Annotated in this window: 19 protein-coding genes; 10 read left to right on the top strand and 9 right to left on the bottom strand. The window is 63.2% G+C overall.

Features of this window, described 5'->3' with window-relative positions; all coding sequences use genetic code 11:
- Positions 1–174 precede the first annotated feature (174 nt).
- Positions 175–1,209: a YeiH family protein gene (locus NKI31_RS02075; protein ID WP_352504547.1), complete on the top strand. Its 1,035-nt coding sequence runs from the start codon at positions 175–177 to the stop codon at positions 1,207–1,209.
- Here NKI31_RS02075 and msrC read toward each other — a convergent pair.
- On the bottom strand, positions 1,206–1,703 hold the full coding sequence (gene msrC / locus NKI31_RS02080; protein ID WP_023705795.1) for a free L-methionine (R)-S-oxide reductase MsrC: 498 nt from the start codon (positions 1,701–1,703) through the stop codon (positions 1,206–1,208). The genes NKI31_RS02075 and msrC overlap by 4 nt on opposite strands.
- A 183-nt stretch (positions 1,704–1,886) precedes the next feature.
- Here msrC and NKI31_RS02085 point away from each other — a divergent pair, with 183 nt between their 5' ends.
- The 3 genes from NKI31_RS02085 (at position 1,887) to NKI31_RS02095 (ending at position 5,352) form a co-directional block, all read left to right on the top strand.
- Positions 1,887–2,783, top strand: coding sequence for a GlxA family transcriptional regulator (locus tag NKI31_RS02085; RefSeq protein WP_286439855.1), 897 nt, complete (start codon positions 1,887–1,889; stop codon positions 2,781–2,783).
- A gap of 309 nt (positions 2,784–3,092) precedes the next feature.
- The gene (locus NKI31_RS02090) at positions 3,093–4,397 is read left to right on the top strand and encodes a M24 family metallopeptidase (protein ID WP_023705794.1); all 1,305 of its coding nucleotides are present in this window, start codon (positions 3,093–3,095) and stop codon (positions 4,395–4,397) included.
- Between the two features lie 382 nt (positions 4,398–4,779).
- On the top strand, positions 4,780–5,352 hold the full coding sequence (locus NKI31_RS02095) for an isochorismatase family protein (RefSeq protein ID WP_352650218.1): 573 nt from the start codon (positions 4,780–4,782) through the stop codon (positions 5,350–5,352).
- On the opposite strand, the gene NKI31_RS02100 is transcribed toward NKI31_RS02095, so the two are convergent.
- Complete coding sequence (locus NKI31_RS02100) at positions 5,261–6,151, bottom strand: LysR family transcriptional regulator (RefSeq protein WP_027050429.1); 891 nt, start codon at positions 6,149–6,151, stop codon at positions 5,261–5,263. The genes NKI31_RS02095 and NKI31_RS02100 overlap by 92 nt on opposite strands.
- 103 nt (positions 6,152–6,254) lie before the next feature.
- Between NKI31_RS02100 and NKI31_RS02105 the strand changes: the two genes are divergently transcribed.
- On the top strand, positions 6,255–7,124 hold the full coding sequence (locus tag NKI31_RS02105; protein ID WP_023818190.1) for an NmrA/HSCARG family protein: 870 nt from the start codon (positions 6,255–6,257) through the stop codon (positions 7,122–7,124).
- A 57-nt stretch (positions 7,125–7,181) separates the two neighbouring features.
- Here the strand turns inward: NKI31_RS02105 and NKI31_RS02110 are convergent, their stop codons facing one another.
- From NKI31_RS02110 to NKI31_RS02130, 5 genes are all read right to left on the bottom strand, one after another.
- Positions 7,182–7,577, bottom strand: coding sequence for a hypothetical protein (locus NKI31_RS02110; protein WP_023667474.1), 396 nt, complete (start codon positions 7,575–7,577; stop codon positions 7,182–7,184).
- A gap of 286 nt (positions 7,578–7,863) precedes the next feature.
- Positions 7,864–8,283 carry a GFA family protein gene (locus NKI31_RS02115; RefSeq protein WP_023691227.1) on the bottom strand — a complete coding sequence of 140 codons (420 nt, stop codon included), beginning with the start codon at positions 8,281–8,283 and terminating at the stop codon, positions 7,864–7,866.
- Positions 8,284–8,401: 118 nt separating this feature from the next.
- Positions 8,402–9,533 (bottom strand): peptide chain release factor 2 gene (prfB, locus tag NKI31_RS02120; protein ID WP_155922402.1). Its coding sequence is split into 2 segments (ribosomal slippage): positions 8,402–9,466 and positions 9,468–9,533, totalling 1,131 coding nucleotides; the frame shifts between segments, so codons are not numbered across the junction.
- Positions 9,534–9,663: 130 nt separating this feature from the next.
- Positions 9,664–12,120 (bottom strand): penicillin-binding protein 1A, encoded by a 2,457-nt coding sequence (locus tag NKI31_RS02125; RefSeq protein ID WP_023738931.1) that lies wholly within the window; start codon positions 12,118–12,120, stop codon positions 9,664–9,666.
- A gap of 213 nt (positions 12,121–12,333) precedes the next feature.
- Positions 12,334–13,593, bottom strand: coding sequence for an N-acetylmuramoyl-L-alanine amidase (locus tag NKI31_RS02130; RefSeq protein ID WP_023738932.1), 1,260 nt, complete (start codon positions 13,591–13,593; stop codon positions 12,334–12,336).
- 647 nt (positions 13,594–14,240) lie between these two features.
- Between NKI31_RS02130 and NKI31_RS02135 the strand changes: the two genes are divergently transcribed.
- Positions 14,241–17,156, top strand: coding sequence for an Rne/Rng family ribonuclease (locus NKI31_RS02135; protein WP_352650221.1), 2,916 nt, complete (start codon positions 14,241–14,243; stop codon positions 17,154–17,156).
- 93 nt (positions 17,157–17,249) lie between these two features.
- Here the strand turns inward: NKI31_RS02135 and NKI31_RS02140 are convergent, their stop codons facing one another.
- Positions 17,250–18,179, bottom strand: a complete 930-nt coding sequence (locus tag NKI31_RS02140; RefSeq protein WP_352650223.1) for a glutaminase — start codon at positions 18,177–18,179, stop codon at positions 17,250–17,252.
- A gap of 11 nt (positions 18,180–18,190) precedes the next feature.
- Entirely contained in the window at positions 18,191–19,339 is a 1,149-nt protein-coding gene (locus NKI31_RS02145; protein WP_352650224.1) for a pyridoxal phosphate-dependent aminotransferase, read from the bottom strand.
- Positions 19,340–19,491: 152 nt separating this feature from the next.
- On the opposite strand from NKI31_RS02145, the gene NKI31_RS02150 reads away from it, so the two are divergent.
- The 4 genes from NKI31_RS02150 (at position 19,492) to accB (ending at position 22,841) form a co-directional block, all read left to right on the top strand.
- Positions 19,492–20,904, top strand: a complete 1,413-nt coding sequence (locus NKI31_RS02150; RefSeq protein ID WP_023702473.1) for a M48 family metalloprotease — start codon at positions 19,492–19,494, stop codon at positions 20,902–20,904.
- Positions 20,905–20,961: 57 nt separating this feature from the next.
- Positions 20,962–21,765 carry a DsbA family protein gene (locus tag NKI31_RS02155; RefSeq protein ID WP_023734406.1) on the top strand — a complete coding sequence of 268 codons (804 nt, stop codon included), beginning with the start codon at positions 20,962–20,964 and terminating at the stop codon, positions 21,763–21,765.
- Positions 21,766–21,915: 150 nt separating this feature from the next.
- Positions 21,916–22,350: a type II 3-dehydroquinate dehydratase gene (gene aroQ / locus NKI31_RS02160; protein ID WP_023695371.1), complete on the top strand. Its 435-nt coding sequence runs from the start codon at positions 21,916–21,918 to the stop codon at positions 22,348–22,350.
- A 26-nt stretch (positions 22,351–22,376) separates the two neighbouring features.
- Entirely contained in the window at positions 22,377–22,841 is a 465-nt protein-coding gene (accB, locus tag NKI31_RS02165; RefSeq protein ID WP_023695372.1) for an acetyl-CoA carboxylase biotin carboxyl carrier protein, read from the top strand.
- Positions 22,842–22,850 lie beyond the last annotated feature (9 nt).

Below are 22,850 nucleotides of genomic sequence, written 5' to 3' on the forward strand. Positions count from 1 at the left end.
TTTGCATGGCACAGGCAAGATTGAAGGCATTGCCGACCGTTCGCAAAGATCGATCATTTCAATAAGAACAATTCGTTGGAAAGATCGATTCTGGAATGACATTCTCCTGAGGTACTTGCCTGGAGAATTGCATTGTCTGCCGCCGCCCAACTAGCGAACGATATTCCGATCAGCATGATTTCCGCCGACCTGCCCGTGGGCCGGAAGCGGCTCGATTCCGTGTGGAATGGCGTCATCCCCGGGATCGTGCTGGTAGCGATGATCACGGCTGTGGCCTTCTCGGCCCATAATGTCTCCGGCTTCGCGCTGTTCAGCCCGATGATCCTCGCCGTCGTCGCCGGCATGATCTATTCCAACGTGCTCGGCACGCCCGCCCATGCCAAGGCCGGCATTGCATTCTCGCAGAAGCGCCTGCTGCGCTTTGCCGTCGTGCTGCTCGGCTTCCAGCTGACGCTTGGCCAGGTCGTCTCCATCGGCGCCGGCGGCGTCGGCATCGTGGCAGCCACCCTTGGCGCCACCTTCGTCTTCACCATCACGCTTGGCCGGCTGATCGGCGTCGACGCCAAGCTGGCGCAGCTGATTGCCGCCGGCACCTCGATCTGCGGCGCTTCGGCGATCGTTGCCACCAACATCGTCACCGATGCGCGCGACGAGGACGTCACTTATGCCGTCGCCTCGATCACGCTGTTCGGCACCGTCGCCATGCTCGGCTTTCCGCTGCTGGCGCCGGTGCTCGGCCTCGACCAGCACGCATTCGGCCTGTGGGCCGGCGCCTCGATCCACGAGGTGGCGCAGGTCATCGGCGCCGGCTTCCAGAACGGCGCCCAGTCCGGCGAAATCGCCACCGTCGCCAAGCTTACCCGCGTCGCCATGCTGGCGCCGATGGTGATCGCGCTCGGCCTGATGGCGCGCCGCAAGAGCAATGGCGATCGCCCAAGCGACCAATCCGGTGCGCGGCCGCCGATACCGTGGTTCGTCGCCGCTTTCGTCGCCGTCGTGGCGCTGAACAGCCTGGTTGCCGTGCCGGCCGAAGTGAAGTCGGCCATGGCGTTCGCCACCACCATCATGCTGACCATGGGGCTCGCCGCCATGGGTCTGCAGGCCAACATTTCGCAACTGCGCTCGCGCGGCCTTCGCCCGCTGGCGCTCGCCTTCTGCGCCTTCCTGTTCATCGGAGGCTTCAGCCTGATGCTGGTGAAGTTCGCCTAGTCCTCGAACGAACTCGCCGCGACATAGATCGCGGCCAGCGCTTCGATGCCGGCCTGGTCGTCCTTGTCGAAGCGGCCGGGCGTCGGGCTGTCGAGGTCGATCAGGCCGAAGACGCCGTCATTGTCGCTCAGCAGCACGACGAGCTCCGAGCGCGAGTCGGCGTCGCAAGCGATGTGGCCGGCAAATTCATGCACATCCTTGACCAGCATCGACATTTCGAGATCGATGGCGGTGCCGCACACGCCCTTGCCGACGGCGATGCGCACGCAGGCCGGCTTGCCCTGGAACGGTCCAAGCACCAGCTCCTCGTCCGACGCCAGGAAATAGAAGCCGGCCCAGTTGAGATCGGGCACCATCTGGAAGATCAGCGCCGATGTGTTGGCGGCGTTGGCGACGGAGTCGCTCTCGCCTTCCAGCAGCGCCTTCAACTGGGTGGCCAGTTCGCGGTAGAAGGCTGGCTTGTCGGTGCTGTCGATGGTCTGGGCCGCAAACATGGCGTCGTCTCCATTGCCGGCGGGGCAAAAAGCCCCTTACATTTCCTGTCTGCCACCAATGACGCTCCCAGGAAATACACAATTGTGAATACCGACCGTGCCAGCCAAACACACGACCGGGCGCAACCCGCAGCGAGCGAAGGTCCCCTCACCTTCGCCGTGCTGGTCTTTCCCGGCTTTCCGATGATGGCGTTCAGTTCGGTGATCGAGCCGCTGCGCGCCGCCAATGTGCTGGCCAAACGCGATTGTTACCGCTGGGTGATCGTCGGCGCCGACCAGGGAACGGTCGAGGCGTCCAACGGGGTTGTCATACAACCGGGATTCTCAGCCTCCAGCGCACCGAAGGTCGACCGCATCGTCGTCTGCTCCGGCGGCAATGCGGACTTGCTTGTCGCGGAGTATGCGGTTGCCTGGATCCGCAGGAGCCTGCGCGCCGGCGCCCATATCGGCGCGGTGGCCGACGCCGCCTTCTTCCTCGCCAGGGCCGGCTTGCTCGACGGCCATGCCTGCACCTTGCACTGGACCAGCCAGGCGGCCTTCACGGAGGCCTTCCCGGATATCGAGCTTCGGCGCGATCTCTATGTCATCGACCGCAAGCGCTTCACCTCGGCCGGTGGCGTCGGCAGCCTCGACATGATGCTGGAGATCATCACCAACGATTATGGCGGCGAGCTCGCGGCGGGCGTTGCCGAATGGTTCGTGCACAGCCCCTTGCGTTCGAGCGTCGACCGCAAGCTGATGCCGCTCAGGCTGCGCACCGGCGTCCAGAACGAACTGGTGCTGTCGGCCATCGCCATCATGGAGGATGCGGTGGAAGAGCGGCTCGGCATGACGGAGCTGGCGGCAAGGCTCGGTGTCTCCTCCGACAAGTTGGAGCGCAATTTCCGCGCCCAGCTCAGCATTTCGCCCAATGCATATTACCGGCGGCTCCGGCTGCGGCGCGCCGCCGACCTGTTGGCCCATTCGACGCTGATGGTGCGAGACGTGGCGCTGGCCTGCGGCTTCGCGTCGATGTCAAGTTTTGCCCGAGCGTTTCGCGAGGAGCATGGGCACGCGCCGAAGGCGATGCGGCGGCATTAGAGGGCGCTGCGCGCTAACGCGGTGAGATGCTGGCGGGACAGCGCCCCCCACTGTCCTGCCGGACATCTCCCCCACACGGGGGGAGATCAGATGTCGCCTCGGCTTTCGCCAATCACCGAGCGGGACGCGAAAGCTGCTAATCTCCCTCCTTGTGGGGGAGATGTCCGGCAGGACAGAGGGGGGCGCGAAGGATCGCCACATTGCCCTTTGTATCCATGCCCTTCTTGCGGCATTTCGCACGACATCTGCGGATTCTCGCACAGACATACTGCGGTTCGTAGCTATGTTCAGGCCTTCAGGAGGCGCACCATGAGCATCGTCGTTTTCGACCCCGACAGCACCGAGGATGTGGATTTCAAGGACCGCATGCGCCACCCGGTCGCGGCTGACTCCGCCGGCGGCATGTGGCTGTCGGACACCGAGCCGTCCTTCATCGATGCCGACGCCTTGCGCAAAGGGCGGCTGGCGAAACTGCGCGGCTGGATGCGCGAGGCGGGCTATGGGGGCGTCGTTTTGTTCGACCCCTACAACCAGCGCTATGCCACCGGCTCGCGCAACATGTTCGGCTATTTCCTGCGCAACTCGACGCGGTATTTCTTCATCCCGACCGACGGGCCGATCGTTCTGTTCGAATACCCGCAGAGCTACCATGTCTCGATGGTGCTCGACACGATCGACGAGGCGCGCCCGTCCAAGCTGGTATGGTCTTCGGTGTCGGGCCGCGACGACGAAACCGCCGGCCCCTTCGCCGACGAGATCGCCGAGCTTTTGAAGAAACATGGCGGCGGCTCGATGAAGCTCGGGCTCGACCGCTGCAGCCATTTGCAGGCGCTGGCGCTGGAAAAGCGCGGCTGCGACGTCAGGGATTGTCAGGGCGAGATCCTGGCCGTGCGCGCGGTGAAAACACCCGAGGAAGTCAAATGCCTGCAGGTATCGATGGCTGGCGCGGAAGCCGCTGTTTATGCCGTGCGCGAGGCGATCAAGCCCGGCGTCTCCGAAAACGAGCTGTTCGCCATCATGTATGGCGAGGTGATCCGCCAGGGCGGCGAGTTTATCGAGACGCGGTTGCTCACCTCGGGACAGCGCACCAATCCGTGGTTCAACGAGGCCAGCGGCCGCAAGATCCGGCCGGGCGAGCTTCTGGCGCTCGATACCGACACGATCGGCTGCTATGGCTATTATTCCGATTTTTCGCGCACCTTCCGCTGCGGGCCTGGCAAGCCGACCGACTATCAGAAATCGCTCTACCGCATGGCGCACGACCAGGTTCAGCACAACATTTCGATTGTCAAACCTGGCATGGCGTTTCGCGAGATCGCCGAAAGAGCGTGGAAAATCCCGGACCGTTTCGTCGACCAGCGCTATACCTCGGTGATGCATGGCGTCGGCATGCATGGCGAGACGCCGTTCATCGCGCATGCCATGGACTATGAGACCTATGGCCGCGACGGTGTTGTCGTGCCCGGCATGGTGGTGAGCGTGGAAAGCTATATCGGCGAGAAAGGCGGCCGCGAGGGCGTCAAGCTGGAGGACGAAATCCTGATAACCGACACCGGCACCGAGCTTCTGTCGCGCTTTCCCTACGAGGATGAGTTTCTGGAGAAGCAGGTTTGATGGTCGTTTCGCATCCCTTGGCAACCAGCGCGAACGCCAATCCCGTCGTCATCCTAGGGCGAAGCAAGGAGCGCAGCGACGCGGCGCAGACCCTAGGATCCATGCCGGGACTCATCCGCGCCGCAACGGTGCAAGTTCTGCTCCGCCGCATTCCTTGGCCAATGTCACGGCATGGACTCCAGAGCGCCGCAACGGTGCAGATCCTGCACAGTTGCACTCCACGGTCGACGTCACGGAACGGATCCCAGGGTCTCCGCGACGCCGCTGCGCGGCTGCTTCGCCCTGGGAGGACGAAGTTCGGAGGACGCCGACCAATCTCCACCGCTTGCGCTGCCCTTGCGAGAAGAGCGGCGGCGTTGGTCGCGAACCAAGGCCTATCCGCATGAAAAGCCCCATCTCCATCAAACGCGGCACGGTCGCCGCGGCGTTCATCGACCTCCAGGAAGAGCATCGGCAGGACAAGCGCTATCTGGTCGAAGGTTATGGCGAGGTGCTGGCCAACGTCCAACGCCTGCAGGCGGCGGCGCGGCGCAACTTCGTGCCGCTCTACCACTGGGCCTATATCGTCGATGCCGCCAAGGCGCATCCCTTCCATCCGCTCGACGCCGACGGCAAGTCCGCCTTTTCCGACAAGAGCGATCCTCTGACGGAAATCTGCCCGGAAGTGGCGCCCGCGGCCGGCGAGACGATGCTGGTCAAGACGCAGGCCAGCGCCTTCGGCGGCGGGCCTGCCGCAACCGAACTCAAGGCGCGCGGCATCGAATGGCTGATCGTCGCCGGCGACTGTCTGTCAGCAGGCTCCGATCGATCGAGCCGAGCGGCGCTCTGGCCGAAGCGGACCCGTCGTCACCTCCCAATCGTCGTCACCTGCCGATATAGGCGGCCAGTTCGTCCGGCGTCCCGTTTGGGAAAGCCTGTTTCAGAAAATCCAGGAACGCCGACACGCGCGCGCTGAGCAGCCGCCGCGACGGGTAGAGCGTCCATAGAGAAATTTCGGGGCCGTCAATATCCCCCCAATTCACCAGTGTGCCGTCAGCCAGGTCGTGGGCCACCAACGAAATGGGAAGCCGTCCTGCGCCGACGCCGGCTCGCACCGCATCGCGGACCATGATCAGCGTCGACAAGGCGAGGACCGGCTCGATTCTAAGTGTTGCCCGGCCACCTGGTGTCTTCACCTGCCATGTTTGCCGCTCGCCTGTCCCGCGCGCAACGCCAGGAGCGGCGAGCCCATCGGTCGGGCGAGGAAGGTCCGGGCTCGCCACAACGACCAGGCGGTCGCGGAGAAACGCCCGTCCGACCAGGCTTTCATCGGGATCCGGATTGACCCGGATTACCAGATCGTAGCCTTCCTCGATCATGTCGACATGCCGGTCTTCGGTGGTCACTTCAAGCCTCACCTCAGGATACCTCAGGGCAAATCCCGCAGCGATCCTCCCCATTGCAGTCTGCGAAAAATGCAAAGGCGCGCTGATCCGCAATCTGCCCTTGGGTCTCTGACCGCCCGAGGCAATCGCCGATGCCGTCTCGTCCAGCTCGGCAAGCAACGCCCCCGTCCGCTCGAAGAGCGCCCGTCCTTCTTCGGTCAGCTTCAGGTTACGCGCACCCCGTTCGAACAGACGCAGATCGAGACTGCTTTCCAATTCGCCAACGCGCCGGGACAATGTTGCTTTGGGCCGGCCGGTGGACCTTGCCGCTTTGCCGAAGCCGCCATGGCGAGCCACGAGGTTAAAATCGGCAAGGGCTAAAAGGTCCATGACTGTCCCACCAGTGAGACGACGTGTCTAAAATTGCCGTCTACTGGGCTCTTTGTGAGCCACACATATTGGGACTGTCAAGCAACCCAACAGGAGAAATTCCATGACCATTCTCGTTACCGGCGCCACCGGCAATATCGGCCGCCAAGTCGTCGAACAGCTCGCCAAGCGCGGCGCCGATGTGCGTGCTCTCGTGCGCGATCCGTCGAAAGCCAGTTTTCCGGCAGGCGTATCGGTCGTGCAAGGCGACTTTCTCGATGTCGATTCGCTGCGCAAAGCCATGTCTGGCGTTTCCACGCTGTTTCTCTTGAACGCCGTGGTGCCGGACGAATTCACCCAGGCTTTGATCGCCTTGAACGTCGCCCGATCGGCCGGCATCGAGCGGATCGTCTATCTCTCGGTGATCCACGCTGACGTCTATGTGAACGTGCCGCATTTCGCGGGCAAGTTCGGCGTCGAGCGAATGATCGAACACATGGACTTCAAAGCTACGATCTTGCGCCCGGCCTACTTCATCCAGAACGATCTGACGGTCGAAGACGTCATCACCGGCTACGGCACCTACCCAATGCCGATCGGCCCCAAGGGTCTCGCCATGATCGACGCCCGCGATATCGCCGAGATCGCCGCCCTTGAGCTGCTGCGTCGCGAACAGTCCAAGGAGCCGCTTGCGTTCGAGCGGATCAACCTCGTCGGTCCGCAGACACTGACCGGGACGGATATTGCCGCAATCTGGTCAGACGTACTCGCCCGCCCGATCAGCTACAGCGGCGACAATACGGAGGGTTTTGAGCAAAATCTCAAGCAGTTCCTGCCCGCCTGGATGGCCTACGACATGCGCCTGATGGGCGAGCGTTTCTTCACCGACGGGATGCTGCCCGAGGCCGGCGACGTCGAGCGCCTGACGGCACTTCTGGGTCGCCCACTGCGCCCGTATCGCGACTTCGCCTCGGCACTCGCTGCTTCCGTCTGACGCAAGCGCCTTCAGCACCACCAAGGCCGGCCTTCCGATGAGAACTGCCAACAGAACTCAGTAGGAACGCGGTGGCACGAACAGGCAGATCGTCTTGCCTGCGTCGAGGCCGGCCTGATGCGCGCACCAGTGGAAATCGCCGTCGGGTGAGTCCTTGACCCGCTTGTCGCTCATCGGAACGACCTCCCCCGTTCCGGCGATGACATAGCCCTCCGGCTTTTCCAGCACCTCGCCGGTATGGGTGGTGCGGCAGTCGTAGTTTGCGCAGCAGGCGAAGGGATAACTCCAGCCTTGCGGCTTCGCCGCCGTAGGCTTGGCGTCATGGGCGAAGGCGGGTGCGGTCAGCACCGCCGCAAGCATCGCAATTGCAAAGATCGGGGTCACGAACAAGGAAAACAGGAGTCGGCCAGCCGGTTGAACGGCTCTGGCCGATCGGAGAGTGGCAGCAGACATGGAAGCGTTCCTTTCAAACGAGCATCAAGCGTTTCGCTTGCCCGTTCCCGGAACGTGTCTTCCCAGTGGCCGGATCGTCAGGTCGCAGATATGCCGCGTCCGGCCATAAATGCTTTTTCTCTTCCAGCCCTCGGATGCTGGGCTGATTCCTAGGCTGGCGCAAGAAGTTGCTGCGCGAGGCCGCACATCTACGCCGCTATCTGCAACCGCTGACGAGATCCAAGCCAGGCTCAACTCCCGGCAGACGGGCAACGAAACAACGGGATTGGCCGTATGTGGTTCCAGCCTATACGTCGCCTGGACCGGCGATCACATGCCCTTCATATTGCGGCAAGTCGTCGGCGATGGTGAACCATGGCGCTTTGGAGCCGACGAAGATGTGCGCGGTCGGCCGGATCGTCGGATCGTCGACCAGCGTGCCCATGGCGACATGGACATAGGCGCCGTCGCGGACCAGCGAATACAGCAACGAGCCGCAGCGGCTGCAATGCGCATCGTGGCCGCTGTCATCGCCGAAATGGATGAGCCCGTGATGCCCTTCGGCAAGGGCAAGTTTCTCGCGCTCGATGCCGGCGAAGGGCTTGAAGGCGGAACCTGTGGTGCGCCGGCAGTTCGAACAATGGCAGTTGGCGGCATAGACGAACTCGTCCGCCACTTCATACTGGACCGCGCCGCAAAAGCATTTGCCGGTGAGCCTGCGAGTCATTGTTCCTCCTTCGCTCCCCCGCCCAGGGATGTTCTTATTCAAGTCAGCCGAGCCGAAAGTGGCGGAAGCGTAGGAATCAGCCATTCGCAGGCCGGCCTCACCTGAATATGGACATATCCTAGTCGAGGTCGGCCACGGCTTCACCGGCACCGCCCTCGATGCGCTGCGACAACGAAGCTTCCATGAAGTCGTCGAGGTCGCCGTCGAGCACGCTCGACGGGCTGGTGCTCTCGACGCCGGTGCGCAGGTCCTTCACCAACTGGTAGGGCTGCAGCACATAGGAACGGATCTGGTGACCCCAGCCGATGTCGCTCTTCGACGCTTCTGTGGCATTGGCCACCGCTTCGCGCTTCTTCAGCTCTTCCTCGTAAAGGCGCGAGCGCAGCATTTCCCAGGCCTTCGCCTTGTTCTTGTGCTGCGAGCGTTCGGCCTGGCAGGCAACCGCGATGCCGGTGGCGATATGGGTGATGCGAACCGCCGAGTCCGTGGTGTTGACGTGCTGGCCGCCCGAACCGGATGAGCGGTAGGTGTCGATGCGTACATCCGATTCCGAGACGTCGATCTCGATCCTGTCATCGACGACCGGGTAGACCCAGACGCTGGAGAAGGACGTGTGGCGGCGCGCATTGCTGTCATAGGGTGAAATGCGGACCAGGCGATGAACGCCCGACTCGGTCTTCAGCCAGCCATAGGCATTGTGGCCCTTGATCAGGAGCGTGGCGGACTTGATGCCGGCTTCTTCGCCATCATGGACTTCCAGCACCTCGACCTTGAAACGGCGACGCTCGGCCCAGCGCGTGTACATGCGCAGAAGCATCGAGGCCCAGTCCTGGCTCTCGGTGCCGCCGGCGCCGGCATGGACTTCGAGATAGGTGTCGTTGGCGTCTGCCTCGCCCGACAGCAGCGTCTCGACCTGGCGGGCCTTGGCCTCGCCCTGCATCGAGCGGAGGGCCGCTTCCGCCTCGGCGATCACGCTCTGGTCGCCCTCTTCCTCACCCAGTTCGATCAGGCCGATATTGTCTTCCAGCGCCTGGGTCAGGCTTTTGACGCCGGCGATCCCGTCTTCGAGGCCCTGGCGCTCGCGCATCAGCTTCTGCGCTTCCAGCGGATCATTCCAGAGGCTTGAATCCTCGGCGCGCACGTTCAGGTATTCAAGCCGTTTTATGGCCTGATCCCAGTCAAAGATGCCTCCTCAGCAGGGTGATCGCCTGCCTGATCTCGTCGACAATGTTCTGCGTTTCCGCGCGCATGGCTGGTTGTTCTGTCCTGTTTTTGAAGTGGCGCTTGGGTCGGCGCGATACATAGGCACGGCATTGCTGCCTGTAAAGCGAAATGGGCCGGCTCAACAAGCCAGCCCATTCAGCTTAAGAAATCAGGTCGTCAGTAAAGCCCGCCGCCGGGTGCCTGGATGGCTTCCGTAGCCTGCGGCGATAGCGGTCCGCCGGCGCCGTTGGACCCGTCGGCGCCCATGCCGATCACCCAATAGCTGTCGGCCGGGCCGGTGCCGGGCTTGAAGGCTTCGATGATGGTGCCGGGATCGCCCGACGCGGCACGCATGCCGGTCTTGCGGTTGATCGCGACCAGGTTCATGCCTTCCGGCACCTTGAAGTCGACATTGGGCGTGCCGTCCAGCGCAACGCGCATGAAGTCCTTGAAGATAGGCGCCGCCAGACCACCGCCGGTGGCGCCATGGCCGAGACCGCGCGGCGTGTCGTAACCCATGTAGAGGCCGACGACGAGGTTCGGCGTATAGCCGATGAACCAGGCGTCCTTCTCGTCATTGGTCGTTCCGGTCTTGCCGGCGATGTGGCGGCCAAGCTCGGCGATGGTGGCGCCGGTGCCGCGCTGGACCACGCCTTCCATCATCGAGGTGATCTGGTAGGCCGTCATCGGATCGAGCACCTGCTCGGAATTGTCGACCAGTTCCGGTTCGGGCTGGTTGTTCCATTCGGGCGCGTTGCAGCCTTCGCAGCCGCGCTCGTCCTGCTTGAACACGGTCTTGCCGTAGCGGTCCTGGATGCGGTCGATGAGCGAGGGTTTGATCGACTTGCCGCCATTGGCCATGATCGAATAGGCCGACACCATGCGCATCACCGTCGTCTCGCCGGAGCCCAGCGCCATCGGCAGATACGGCGCCAGATGGTCGTAGACGCCGAACCTCTCGGCATATTCCACCACCAGCTTCATTCCCATGTCGTTGGCCAGCCGCACCGTCATCAAATTGCGCGACTTTTCGATGCCGGAGCGCAAGGTCGCGGGGCCTGCCACCGTGCCGTCATAGTTCTTCGGCGTCCAGGTCGTGGTGCCGCTCTGGATGGTGATCGGTCCGTCCATGATCACCGAGGCCGGCGTATAGCCATTGTCGAGCGCGGCCGAATAGACGATCGGCTTGAAGGACGATCCCGGCTGGCGCATCGCCTGCGTGGCACGGTTGAACTCCGACTGCGCATAGGAGAAGCCGCCGACCATGGCCAGCACGCGGCCGGTATGTGGATCCATGGCGATCAGGCCGCCCTCCACTTCCGGCACCTGGCGCAGCGTGTAGGCGCCTTCCGACCCTTCGTTCTTCTGCACGAAGATGACGTCGCCGGGCTGCAGTACATCGGCCGGAGACTTGGCCTTGACCGTCTTGCCATCGACCACATGGCGCATGGCAAAGCTCATGTCTTCCTTGCTGACGGCGCCTTCGATGCGTTCCTTGACGATATCGCCCGAAATCTGCCGCGTCGGCTGCAGGCCGATGGAAAGGCCGGTCGCCGAGCTGTCGAGCACGACGGCAAGCGACCATTCCGGCACGTCTTCCAGCCCCTTGACGTTGCCCAGCGCCACGCCCCAGTCGCCGGAGGCATCGATATGCGTCACCGGTCCGCGATAGCCGCGCAGCGTGTCGTATTTGAGCAAGCCGTTCTGCATCGACTTGCGGGCGATGAGCTGGATCTTCGGATCGAGCGTCGTGCGCACCGAAAGGCCGCCCTCATAGAGCGCGTTCTCGCCATAGCGCGAGATGATCTGGCGGCGCACTTCCTCGGTGAAATATTCACCCGCAAACAGATAGGAGCCATTGCGGCGCGGCGTCACGCCAAGCGGCTCGGCCTTGGCCTTGTCGCCTTCCTCGCGCGTCACGTAGCCGTTCTCGACCATCTGGTCGATGACCCAGTTGCGGCGCTCGATGGCGCGGTCGGCATGCTTGAAGGGATGGTAGTTGTTGGGCCCCTTCGGCAGCGACGCCAGATAGGCGGCTTCCGCGACCGTGAGTTCGTTGACCGACTTGTCGAAATAGGTCAGTGCCGCGCCCGCAACGCCATAGGCGCCGAAGCCGAAGAAGATTTCGTTGAGATAGAGCTCAAGGATGCGGTCCTTCGAATAAGCCTGCTCGATGCGGAAGGCCAGGATCATCTCCTTGATCTTGCGCTCGTAGGTCTGGTCCGAGGACAAGAGGAAGTTCTTCGCCACCTGCTGGGTGATGGTCGAGGCGCCGACCTGGCGCCTGCCCGAACCCAGATTCTGCAGGTTGACGTAGATGGCGCGGCCAAGCCCGGTGATGTCGATGCCGGGATGGTTGTAGAAATTCTTGTCCTCGGCCGACAGGAACGCCGCCTTGACCCGGTCCGGAACCGCCTGGATCGGCAGATAGAGCCGCCGTTCGCGCGCATATTCGGCCATCAGCGAGCCGTCGGAAGCATGGATGCGGGTCGTCACCGGCGGCTCGTACTTGGCCAGAACCTCGTAGTCGGGCAGGTCTTTCGATAGATGGCTGATGTATATCGCCACGCCCGCGGCGACGATAAGCGCCAGCGTCGTGCCGATACCAAAGAAATAGCCGATAAGACGAATCATGCCCGCTCCAGTCCGAGGTCCGGGAATTTCCTAGACGAAGCCGCCTTCCGCGCAAGCCTTCGCAACTGTCCCGATCCGTGATGGAAAACCCATGTCGCCACCATGTGGGCAAAATACGGCAGTGCCCGGTTTAGGCATCCCCCACCTGAAATAAAAGCGCCTGGTGTTGTCGTCGTGCAACGCTGCCTCCGGTCGTGGGCGGCGGCGACCATCTCAGCCTCCGGTTCCCGTTCCCATCTTGGCGGAGGCAAACAGGGCGACGGCGTTGGTGATGCTCTGCGCCGCCTTGCCGCGCCAGTCGGCGTCGAGCAGTTGCGCTTCATCCTTGGCGTTGGAGAGATAGCCAAGTTCCACCAGCACCGACGGCACATCGGGCGCTTTCAGCACTTTGAAGCCGGCCGAACGCTGCGGATTATTGATCAGGCCGACGCTGGTGGACAACTGGCCGACCAGAGTGTGGGCAAAGCTCATCGAGAAATTATGCGTCTCGCGGCGGATCAGGTCGATCAGTATGTCGGTGACTTCCTTGTTGTCGTCCTTGATCACCATGCCGGCGAACTGGTCGGAGAGGTTTTCACGGTCGGCAAGCGCCTGCGCTTGCGGATCGGACGCCTTGTCGGAGACGGTATAGACGGTGGCGCCTCTGATACCCTTGACGCTGATCGTGTCGGCATGGATCGAGATCAAAAGGTCGGCCTCGTGCTGCCGGGCGATGCGCACGCGGTCATCGAGCCGCAGGAACTCGTCGGTATCGCGCGTCATGAACACGTCGTAGTTGGCGACGGCGGCGAGCTTGTCGCGCAATTCGGTGGCGAAGGCCAGCGTCACGTTCTTCTCGATGGTGCCGTTGAGGCCTTCGGCGCCACCGTCGATGCCGCCATGGCCGGGATCGATGACGATGGTGAAGCGATGCCCGGGATTGGAGATCGGCCCTGTGCCGACCCTGGAGCCCTTGTCGGTGGAGACGGTCGAGCCAGTGGTCAGCGCCTGGTTGGCAAGGGCTTCGTCGAACTCGCGGTCGGAGGCTGCCGACATGTCGATGGCGATGCGATAGCCTGCGCCGTCCTCGTTCTTGAGCACCTCGAGCTTGTCGACCGAGAACGGCCCCTTGCCGGTCAGGATCAGCCGCGATCCCTCGCCCTGATCGCCATAACGCACCGCTTTGACCAGGCCGCGGGCCTTGGCGTCCTTCGCGCCAATGGCGAATCGGGTGCGCGGCAGGTCCACGACCAGCCGGTTGGGGCCGCGCAGCAGGAACCATTTGATGTCGGGCTCGCGGTCGAAATCGATGACGATGCGCATCTTGGTTGCGTCGCCGGCCATCTTGTAGGCGGTGGCGCCGAGTGGCGCATCGGCGGCGCGTGAAACCGGCGCAAAAGCAAGGCAAAGCGCCAGCAGCAACAGCACACCGGCAGCGCGCAGGAAACGGCCTGCACGGCCATGGCCCTTGTCTGTGATGCCCGCCAGTCCCATTTCTTTGCAGTCGCTCCCGATTTGGCGCTTGCGCCCGCGTGGTTGGTCGAAATGCCGGTCAGGCCGCAGACTCGATTAACGATTGGTATCCAGAGAAGGTTAACCAAGCCTTTTCATTGAGGATTAAGGCCTGTGCTTCCGTTACGGCACTGCTTTTTGCCGGCATCCGAAATCGGGGTTGCCTTCCACCCCGTCAAATCATAAAAGCGATGGTGGATCACTGCAATCCTGGAACCGCTTCTCCCGCAGCTTCCTGCTACAGGTCAGATGAAAGGCGGCTCCTTTCGCTCCAGCGAAAAGGCTTCAGGTGATCGCGACGAATTTCGCAGGTGTGCGCCCGTGGCGGGGGAATCGCCTGCGTGAGGAAAACGGCCGGGTTTGTTCCCGTGCCGGCTCTGTATGAGCAAACAAGCTGGTCCGGTTCGTCCGGGCTTTGGTTCAAAAGGTTCTGCTGGTGACGATGGCTTCAAGCGCAATCATGGAAAGGTCCGCATCAAACCGCGCCATTGTGGCTGCGGGCGGCACCGCCATGGCGCTCAAGCGGCGTCCGGCGGACATTCAGACATCCGGCACCCACATCCCAGACACGCAGCAGCGGGCTTTGCCTCGCAAGCTGCGGCTGACGGCTGCCGGGAGGAAACGAAATAATGCCCAACAAAATGCTGATAGACGCCTCCCACCCGGAGGAAACACGCGTTGTCGTTATCCGCGGTAACCGTATTGAAGAATTCGACTTTGAATCTCAGGACAAGAAGCAGCTCAAAGGAAACATCTATCTCGCCCGCGTAACGCGTGTCGAACCTTCCCTCCAGGCAGCCTTTGTCGAATATGGCGGCAACCGTCACGGTTTCCTCGCCTTCAGTGAAATTCACCCCGACTATTACCAGATCCCGGTCGCCGATCGTCAGGCTTTGCTGCGCGCTGAAGCGCAGGAAGCGGAGGAAGAGGAGAACGAGGACAATGACGGCGACGACCGCCAGAGTCGCGATCGCGGGCGGCGCGGCCGCCGGCGCGGCGGCAAGGGTCGTGAGCGCGGCGAACACAAGCGCGACGCCGGCGCCGATGATGAGAACGGCGAACATGGCGATGCCGGCAGCGATGCCGTCTCCGAAGCGCCTGCTTCCGAGCATGCCGCGGCCAATACCGCCGGGCATGACGATCATGCCGGGCATGGCGACAGCGAAGCCTCCGACGCCGAGACATCCGGGACCGAACCGTCGGAAGGCGGCCCGACATCGATCGCGGCAAGCGTCGAAGCGGATGTGATCTCCGAAGCTGTCCCTGCGGCGGAGCCGGGTGACGAAAGGTCGTCCAGCGAGGCAAGTGGCGAAGCCACCTCCGAGGACAATGATCGCGGCATGCTGGAAGAGGTGCAGTCCTCGCATCCGGACGACCACGAGATCGAATCCGTAGGCGCCGAGGATGCGCTGGAAGAGGTGCGCAGCCGCCGCAAGCCGGTGCGCCGCCAGTACAAGATTCAGGAAGTCATCAAGCGCCGGCAGATCCTGCTGGTGCAGGTGGTCAAGGAAGAGCGCGGCAACAAGGGCGCTGCACTCACCACCTATCTGTCGCTTGCCGGCCGCTATTCCGTGCTGATGCCCAACACCGCACGCGGCGGCGGCATTTCGCGCAAGATCACCAGTGCGGTCGACCGCAAGCGCCTCAAGGAGGTCGTTGCCGATCTCGAAGTGCCGCAGGGCATGGGCGTCATCCTGCGCACCGCCGGCGAAAGCCGCACCAAGGCGGAAATCAAGCGCGACTACGAATATCTGATGCGGCTTTGGGAAAACGTCCGCAATCTGACGCTGCAATCCACCGCCCCTGCCCTCGTCTATGAGGAAGGCAGCCTGATCAAGCGCTCGGTGCGCGACCTCTACAACAAGGATATTGACGAGATTCTTGTCTCCGGCGAGGAAGGCTACCGCGAGGCCAAGGATTTCATGCGCATGCTGATGCCGAGCCACGCCAAGGTGGTTCAGCCGTTCCGCGACACGACGCCGATCTTCGTGCGCAACGGGATCGAGGCGCAGCTCGACCGCATGCTGCAGCCGCAGGTGACGCTGAAGAGCGGCGGCTACATCATCATCAACCAAACCGAGGCGCTGGTCGCCATCGACGTCAATTCGGGCCGCTCCACCAAGGAGCACTCGATCGAGGACACCGCTCTCCACACCAACCTTGAAGCGGCGGAAGAGGTCGCCAGGCAATTGAGGCTGCGCGATCTCGCCGGCCTGATCGTCATCGACTTCATCGACATGGAGGAGAACCGCAACAACCGCTCCGTCGAGAAGCGGCTGAAGGATCACCTCAAGAACGACCGAGCCCGCATCCAGGTCGGCCGCATCTCACATTTCGGTCTGATGGAGATGTCGCGCCAGCGCATCCGCGCCAGCGTGCTGGAATCGACCATGAAGCCGTGCCCGCATTGCGGCGGCACCGGCCATGTGCGCTCCGATTCGTCGGTGGCGCTGATGGTGGTACGGGCGATCGAGGAATTCCTGCTCAAGGATTCGCGCAGCCACATCACGGTGCGCACCCCGGCGGCGACCGCTCTCTATGTGCTCAATCACAAGCGCGGCACGCTGGTGGAACTCGAAAGCCGCTTTGGCCTGACCATCACCGTCGAGGCCGATGACACGGTCGGTGTCCAGCACTACGCGATTTTCCGCGGCGCCATTGCCGAAAAGCCGGAAGGCTTTGTCGAAGCGCGAACCTTCCCGGCCTATGTCGAGCCGGAAGAGCCCGAGGACGAGATCGTCATCGAGGAGGAAGACGACGAGGTTGTGGTACAGGCCGAGCAGCCGCGCCAGGCGCAGCCGCAGTCGCAGCAGCAGCCGAGATCGGCTGAGGACGGCGAAGGCCGCGACCGCAAGCGTCGCAAGCGCCGCAGGCGGCGCGGCGGCAAGGATCGCGAACGCGAACATGGCGATCGCGAGCATGGCGCCGAAGGTGCTTCGGTTTCGGCGGCAAGCGACGACTTTGCCGCTGAACCAGGCGCTGACGATGCAACACAGCAAGACGAAGCCCAGGTTGGCGCCGTCGAAACGGTGGAAGCATCAGATGACGCCCAGGGCAAGAAGCGCCGTCGCGGCAAGCGCGGCGGCAAGCGCAATCGTCGCGAAGACGGCACGGAGACCGAAGCCGGCGAAACCGCCTCGGTGGCCGAGGCCGCTGAACTCGGAACGGCCGCAAGCGAGCCCGTAGCAGCCGTAGCGGTTGAAGAAGCAGCGGCTCCCGCCGCGGCGAACGACGACGCTCCAGCCGAAAAGCCGAAGAAGAAGCGCGCTTCAAGGGCAAAGAAGGCTGTGGTGGAAGTCGCCGATGAGACGGCGGCCGAGGCTGCACCGGAAGCTGCCGTCGAAGCAGCCGCCCCCGCTGCGGCCGATGCCGCCACGGAAACGACCGTCGACGACGAGCCCGCCAAGGCTCGCCCGTCACGGCGCAAAGCCGTGGCCGCGGATACCTCCGCGGTGCCGGTGGTTTCCTCCAGCGTTGCCGACGAGGCAAAGGCCGAGGAAAAGCCGAAGCGCGCCGGCTGGTGGCAGCGGAAGGGCTTTTTCTAAGCTATTCAGCCGATTAAGATAGGTTCCTGACAAAAATCCCGCGCCGTTCAAACCACGGCGCGGGATTTTTGCATGCGCGAATGACGGAAGGCGTCAGGGGGCGAAAATCGACCAGTTCATCATCCTGGCCAGTTTTTCCAAGGCGATCGACCCCAGCTTGGAATTGCCGTTGGCGTTCAAGCCCGGCGACCATACGGCGAGCGAAGCAACACCCGGCACGATCCCCAATATGCCACCGCCGACGCCGCTTTTGCCGGGAATGCCGACACGGAAGGCGAAATCGCCGGAACCGTCATAGTGGCCGCAGGTCAGCATCATGGCGCCGATGCGCCGCGCCCGCTCGGCAGACACCACGGAGTGCCCGGTTGCCGGGTTTCTGCCGCCATTGGCGAGGAAGCGGCCGGCCAGCGCCAATTGCCGGCAGCTCATGGCGATCGCGCAATGGTGGAAGTACACGCCCAGCGCCAGCTCGGGTGCATGGTTGAGATTGCCGAAGGATTTCATGTAGTTGGCAAGCGCGAAGTTGCGATAGCCGGTGGCGCGTTCGGAAGCCGCGACCTCGCGGTCGATGATGATGGTTTCGTCATCGGCAAGGAACTGGATGAAGCGCAGGATTTCGCCGATCGCCTCGCGCGGCTGGTGGCCGGCAAGCAGTATGTCGGAGATCACGATGGCGCCGGCATTGATGAACGGATTGCGCGGAATGCCGTTCTCATGCTCGAGCTGCACGATCGAGTTGAACGGATTGCCCGACGGCTCGCGTCCGACACGCTGCCACAGCGCGTCGCCGACATTGCCAAGCGCCAGCGTGAGCGTAAACACCTTGGAGATGCTCTGGATCGAAAACGCCTGATGGGCGTCGCCGGCGACCAGCACGCGGCCGTCATTGGTCACGGCGGCAATGCCGAATTTCTTCGGATCGACCTTGCCGAGCTGCGGAATGTAGGTGGCGACGTCACCCCGATCGGTGCGCTCGGCCATCTCGGCGGCGACATCGGCCAGCGCTTGTTCAAGATCCGGCATGCCCGTCCCCGCTATTTCAGCCAGCGCTCGATGCGCGCCATCGCCTCGACCATGTCGTCATGGCTGCCGCCATAGGAAAAGCGCATCGTGCGGTGTCCTGCCAGCGGATCGAAATCGCGACCGGGCGTCGCCGCCACATGCGCTTCGGCCAGCATTTTGCGCGCAAAGGCCATGCTGTCATTGGTATGCCGGGTGACATCGCAGAAAGCGTAGAAGGCACCGTCCATCGGCGCCGCCAAGGGAAATCCGAGTTCCGGAAGGCGCCGCATCAACAGCTCGCGGTTCCAGGCATAGCGCGCCTTCACCTCTTCCAGCTCTTCCGCCGCCTTGAAGGCTTCGATCGCCGCGATCTGCGACAGTTCCGGCGGCGAGATGTAGAGGCTCTGGGCGATGCGCTCGATCGGCCTCACCAGAGCTTCCGGCAGCACCATCCAGCCGATGCGCCATCCGGTCATGCAATAATATTTCGAGAAGGAATTGATCACCGTCACGCCTGAGCCATAGGCCAGCGCCGTGGTGTCGGGCGCGGCATAGGCCAGCCGGTGATAGATTTCGTCCGATATCACCCCGATGCCGAGTTCTTCGGCTGTCCCCACCAGTCCCGACAACTGGTCGACGGGAATGACCGCACCTGTCGGATTAGCCGGGCTGGCGAACAACACGCCCTTCAGCGGTTTTTCCCGGTGCGCCGATGTCAAATGTTCGGCATGAAGATAGGCGTCGCTGCCGAGCTCGATCTCGACGATCTCGATGCCGAGCGCGGCCATGATGTTGCGGTAGGCGGGATAGCCGGGTGCTGCGATGGCGACGCGGTCGCCGGGATCGAACATCGCCAGGAATGCCAGATTGAAGGCGGCCGAAGATCCCGTGGTCACGGCGATCCGGTTCGGCGCGACATCGATCCCGTAATGGTCGCCATAATGCGTGGCGATCGCCTTGCGCAGATCCGCCAGACCGAGCGTGTCGGTATAGCCGATGCGTCCGATCCTCAGCGCATTTGCGGCTGCTTCCCTCACGCCCACGGGCGCCGGATCGGATGGCTGGCCGACGGCCATGGAGACGACAGGCACGCCCGTCGCCTTCAGCCGGTTGGCTTCGGCCAGAATGTCCATGGCGTGAAACGGCTCGACTTCACCGCGGCGCGACAGCGAAACTACCATTTGACCTAAATCTTTCCGTCCGGCCCGCCGCTCAAAGCCATCAACCGGCGGCAGCGCCGCACAAATGCCCGATTGATGTGAGGATCACAAGTTCGCCTAGTTTCGGTGCCGTGACTTTTCATCGTTCGCCCGCTCGTTTACCAGTGGACCTCATGCTGAGCCGACCCAAATCGACGATGTCCAAATCTTCCATCGGGAAGACAGCGCGCGGCTTCGCGACGCTTTTGCTTGCCGCCGCCGTCGCTGTCACCGGCTCGGTGACGGCCTTCGCGCAGGCGGTGCCGGTCGTGCGCGATGCCGAGATCGAGGCGCTGGTGCGCGACTATGCGCGGCCGATCTTCAAGGCGGCCGGTCTTGCCAATGACGGTGTCGATATCGTTCTGGTCAACGATCAGAGCTTCAACGCGTTCGTCACCGGGCGCCGGCTGTTCATCAACACCGGCGCGCTGATGCAGGCAGAAACGCCCAACGAGATCATCGGCGTCATCGCCCATGAGGCCGGCCACATCGCAGGCGGCCATCAGCAGAAATTGCGCGACCAGCTCGAGCGCGCCAAGACCATGGCCATCATCGCCACGCTGCTTGGCGCCGGCGCCATCGTTGCCGGCGCCACCACCAACAGCCGCGGCCTTGCCGGCGCCGGCATGGGCGTGGCTGCGGGCGGCGGCGAGATGGCGCAGCGCAGCATTCTTGCCTACCAGCGCACCGAAGAGTCGACCGCCGACCGCTCTGCCATCACCTATCTCAATGCCACCGGCCAGTCCGGCATGGGCATGCTGAAGACCTTCGCCCGCTTCCAGAGCGCGCTGTCGCTTTCCGGCACGCAGGTCGATCCCTACCGCATCAGCCACCCGATGCCGCAGGAGCGCATCGCCAATCTCGAAGTGCTGGTCAAGCAGAGCCCTAACGTCGACAAGGTCGATCCGCCGGCACTGCAGCAGCGGCACGACATGATGCGCATCAAGATCGCCGCCTATATGGGCGGCCAGGCCGCCGCCACGCGGCTGATCCGCAAGGCCCCGGGCAGCCTCGCCTCGCGCTATGGCGAAGCGCAGATGGCCTATCTCTACGGCAATCTGGGTGCAGCACTGACCAAGGCCAATGGATTGATCAAGGAACAGCCGAAGAACCCCTACTTCCAGGAAATGCGCGGCGACATACTGATGAAGGCCAACAAGCCCAAGGACGCCGCGGACGCCTATGCCAAGGCGGTCAGCCTCGATCCGGTGAGGTCGGGCCTGTTGCCCGTTTCCCTCGGCCAGGCGCTGATGGCCATCGGCACGCCCGACTCGCTGAAGAAGGCGGTGGTGCAGATCAACAACGGTCTCGGGCGCGACAAGGAAAACACGGTCGGATACCGCTATCTCGCCCAGGCCTATGGCGAGCTTGGCAACATTCCGGCGGCGGAACTCGCCACCGCCGAGGGCCACTTTTATTCCGGCGATTACACGAATGCGAAAATTTTCGCCATGCGCGCGCAAAAAGACTTGAAGCGCGGCGAGCCCGGCTGGATTCGGGCGCAGGACATCATAAACTACAACCCTTCAGGCAAACTCAAGAAATGAACCTTCCGGTCGCCCGCGGCGACTAGGATAGACCGGAACCGGCAAGAGGATCAGACGATGAACAAGGCAATATTGCTCGGCACGACGGGAGTGGCGGCTGCTCTTGCCATGCTGGCGTTCGGGTTCGTCGCCGGCAATCCGCAGGTGGCCAAGGCCGGCACGGCGCAGGCCGTGCAGACCGCCTCGGCCGACACCAAGATCGATCGCACCGAGGTCGAGGGCATTATCCGCGACTATCTCCTGAAGAACCCCGAAGTGCTGCTCGAAGTGCAGGAGGCGCTCGAGGCCAAGCAGAAGGAAGAGCAGCGCATCGCCAGCCTCGGCGTCATCGAGAAGGCCAAGTCCGAGATTTTCAACTCGACCTTCGACGGTGTCGTCGGCAACCCGAAGGGCAAGGTCACCATCGTCGAATTCTACGACTACAATTGCGGCTTCTGCAAACGCGCCATCGAGGACATGCAGGCTCTGACAAAGGCCGATCCGGAGCTGCGCTTCGTGCTCAAGGAATTCCCGATCCTCGGGCCGGATTCGCAAAAGGCCAGCGTCGTCTCGATGGCTTTCCACCTGATGCATCCGGAGAAATACGGCGAGTTCCACAACGCCCTGCTCGGCGGCCAGGGCCGCGCCACCGAGGCGGCGGCCATCAAGGTTGCGCTGTCGCTAGGCGCCGATGAGGCGAAATTGCGCGAGAAGATGAAGGATCCGACCATCACCGAGGCTTTCTCCAAGACCTTCGACCTCGCCAACAAGCTGGCCATCACCGGAACGCCTTCCTACGTGGTCGGCAATGAGGTGGTGTTCGGGGCGCTCGGCCAGGAAGTGCTGGCTGAAAAGATCGAGGCGGCGAAAGCCGCGCTCTGATCTTGCACGCGAGCCTATTTCTCACGGGCACATTTCCGCCTGTTGTGGACAGTGAAAGATCGCACTTGTGCTCTTTCCGCGGGCGGCTATGCCCATTATAGAAGGCCCTGCGCGCCGGCTTGAGGCCGGCGTCGGAAAAGGTCGGCATTTTTGAAAACGATTTTCGTCCTGAACGGCCCCAACCTGAACGCGCTCGGCAAGCGCGAGCCGGGCATCTATGGCGGCCAGACGCTTGCCGCGATCGCCGACGACTGCAAGCAGGCGGGCGCCGCGCTTGGCCTCGAGATTGATTTTCGCCAGTCGAACCATGAGGGCGACCTCGTCGACTGGATCCAGGAAGCCGGCGACAAGGCAGCCGGCATCGTCATCAATCCGGGTGCCTACAGCCACACCTCGATTGCCATTCACGACGCCATCCGCGCTGTCGCGCCGCTGCCCGTCGCCGAAGTTCACCTCTCCAACATCCACGCGCGGGAACCATTCCGCCACGTCTCCATGGTCGCGCCGGTCGCTGTCGGCATGATCTGCGGGTTCGGGCCGCTTGGCTACTCGCTGGCGCTGCAGGCGCTGGCGGCACGCCTATGACCGGCCCACAAACAGAAGGCTCGAAAATGTCGATAAAGAAGACCGGTGTTGACCAGCAACTGATCCGCGATCTCGCGGGCATACTGAACGACACCAATCTCACCGAGATCGAAGTCGAGCTCGGCGACCTGAAGGTGCGCGTGTCGCGCCAAGCGCCGGCCGTCCACGCCATCGCCGCCCCGCAGGCCAGTTATGCTCCGGCAGCGCAGCAGCCCGCGGCGGGCGCAGCTGCCGCACCAGCAGTGGCCGACCCGTCCAAGAACGCGGTCCCCTCGCCGATGGTCGGCACCGCCTATCTCGCGCCCTCGCCCGACGCCAAGGCCTTCATCGAAGTCGGCCAGAAGGTCAAGGAAGGCCAGACGCTGCTGATCATCGAAGCGATGAAGACGATGAACCAGATCCCTTCGCCGCGCGCCGGCACGGTGACGGCGATCCTGTTCGAGGACGGCCAGCCGGTCGAGTACGGCATGCCGCTCGTCGTGATCGAGTAGAGCGGGCCG

The organism is Mesorhizobium sp. M0659 (assembly GCF_040320605.1).
In the GTDB taxonomy this organism is placed as follows: domain Bacteria; phylum Pseudomonadota; class Alphaproteobacteria; order Rhizobiales; family Rhizobiaceae; genus Mesorhizobium.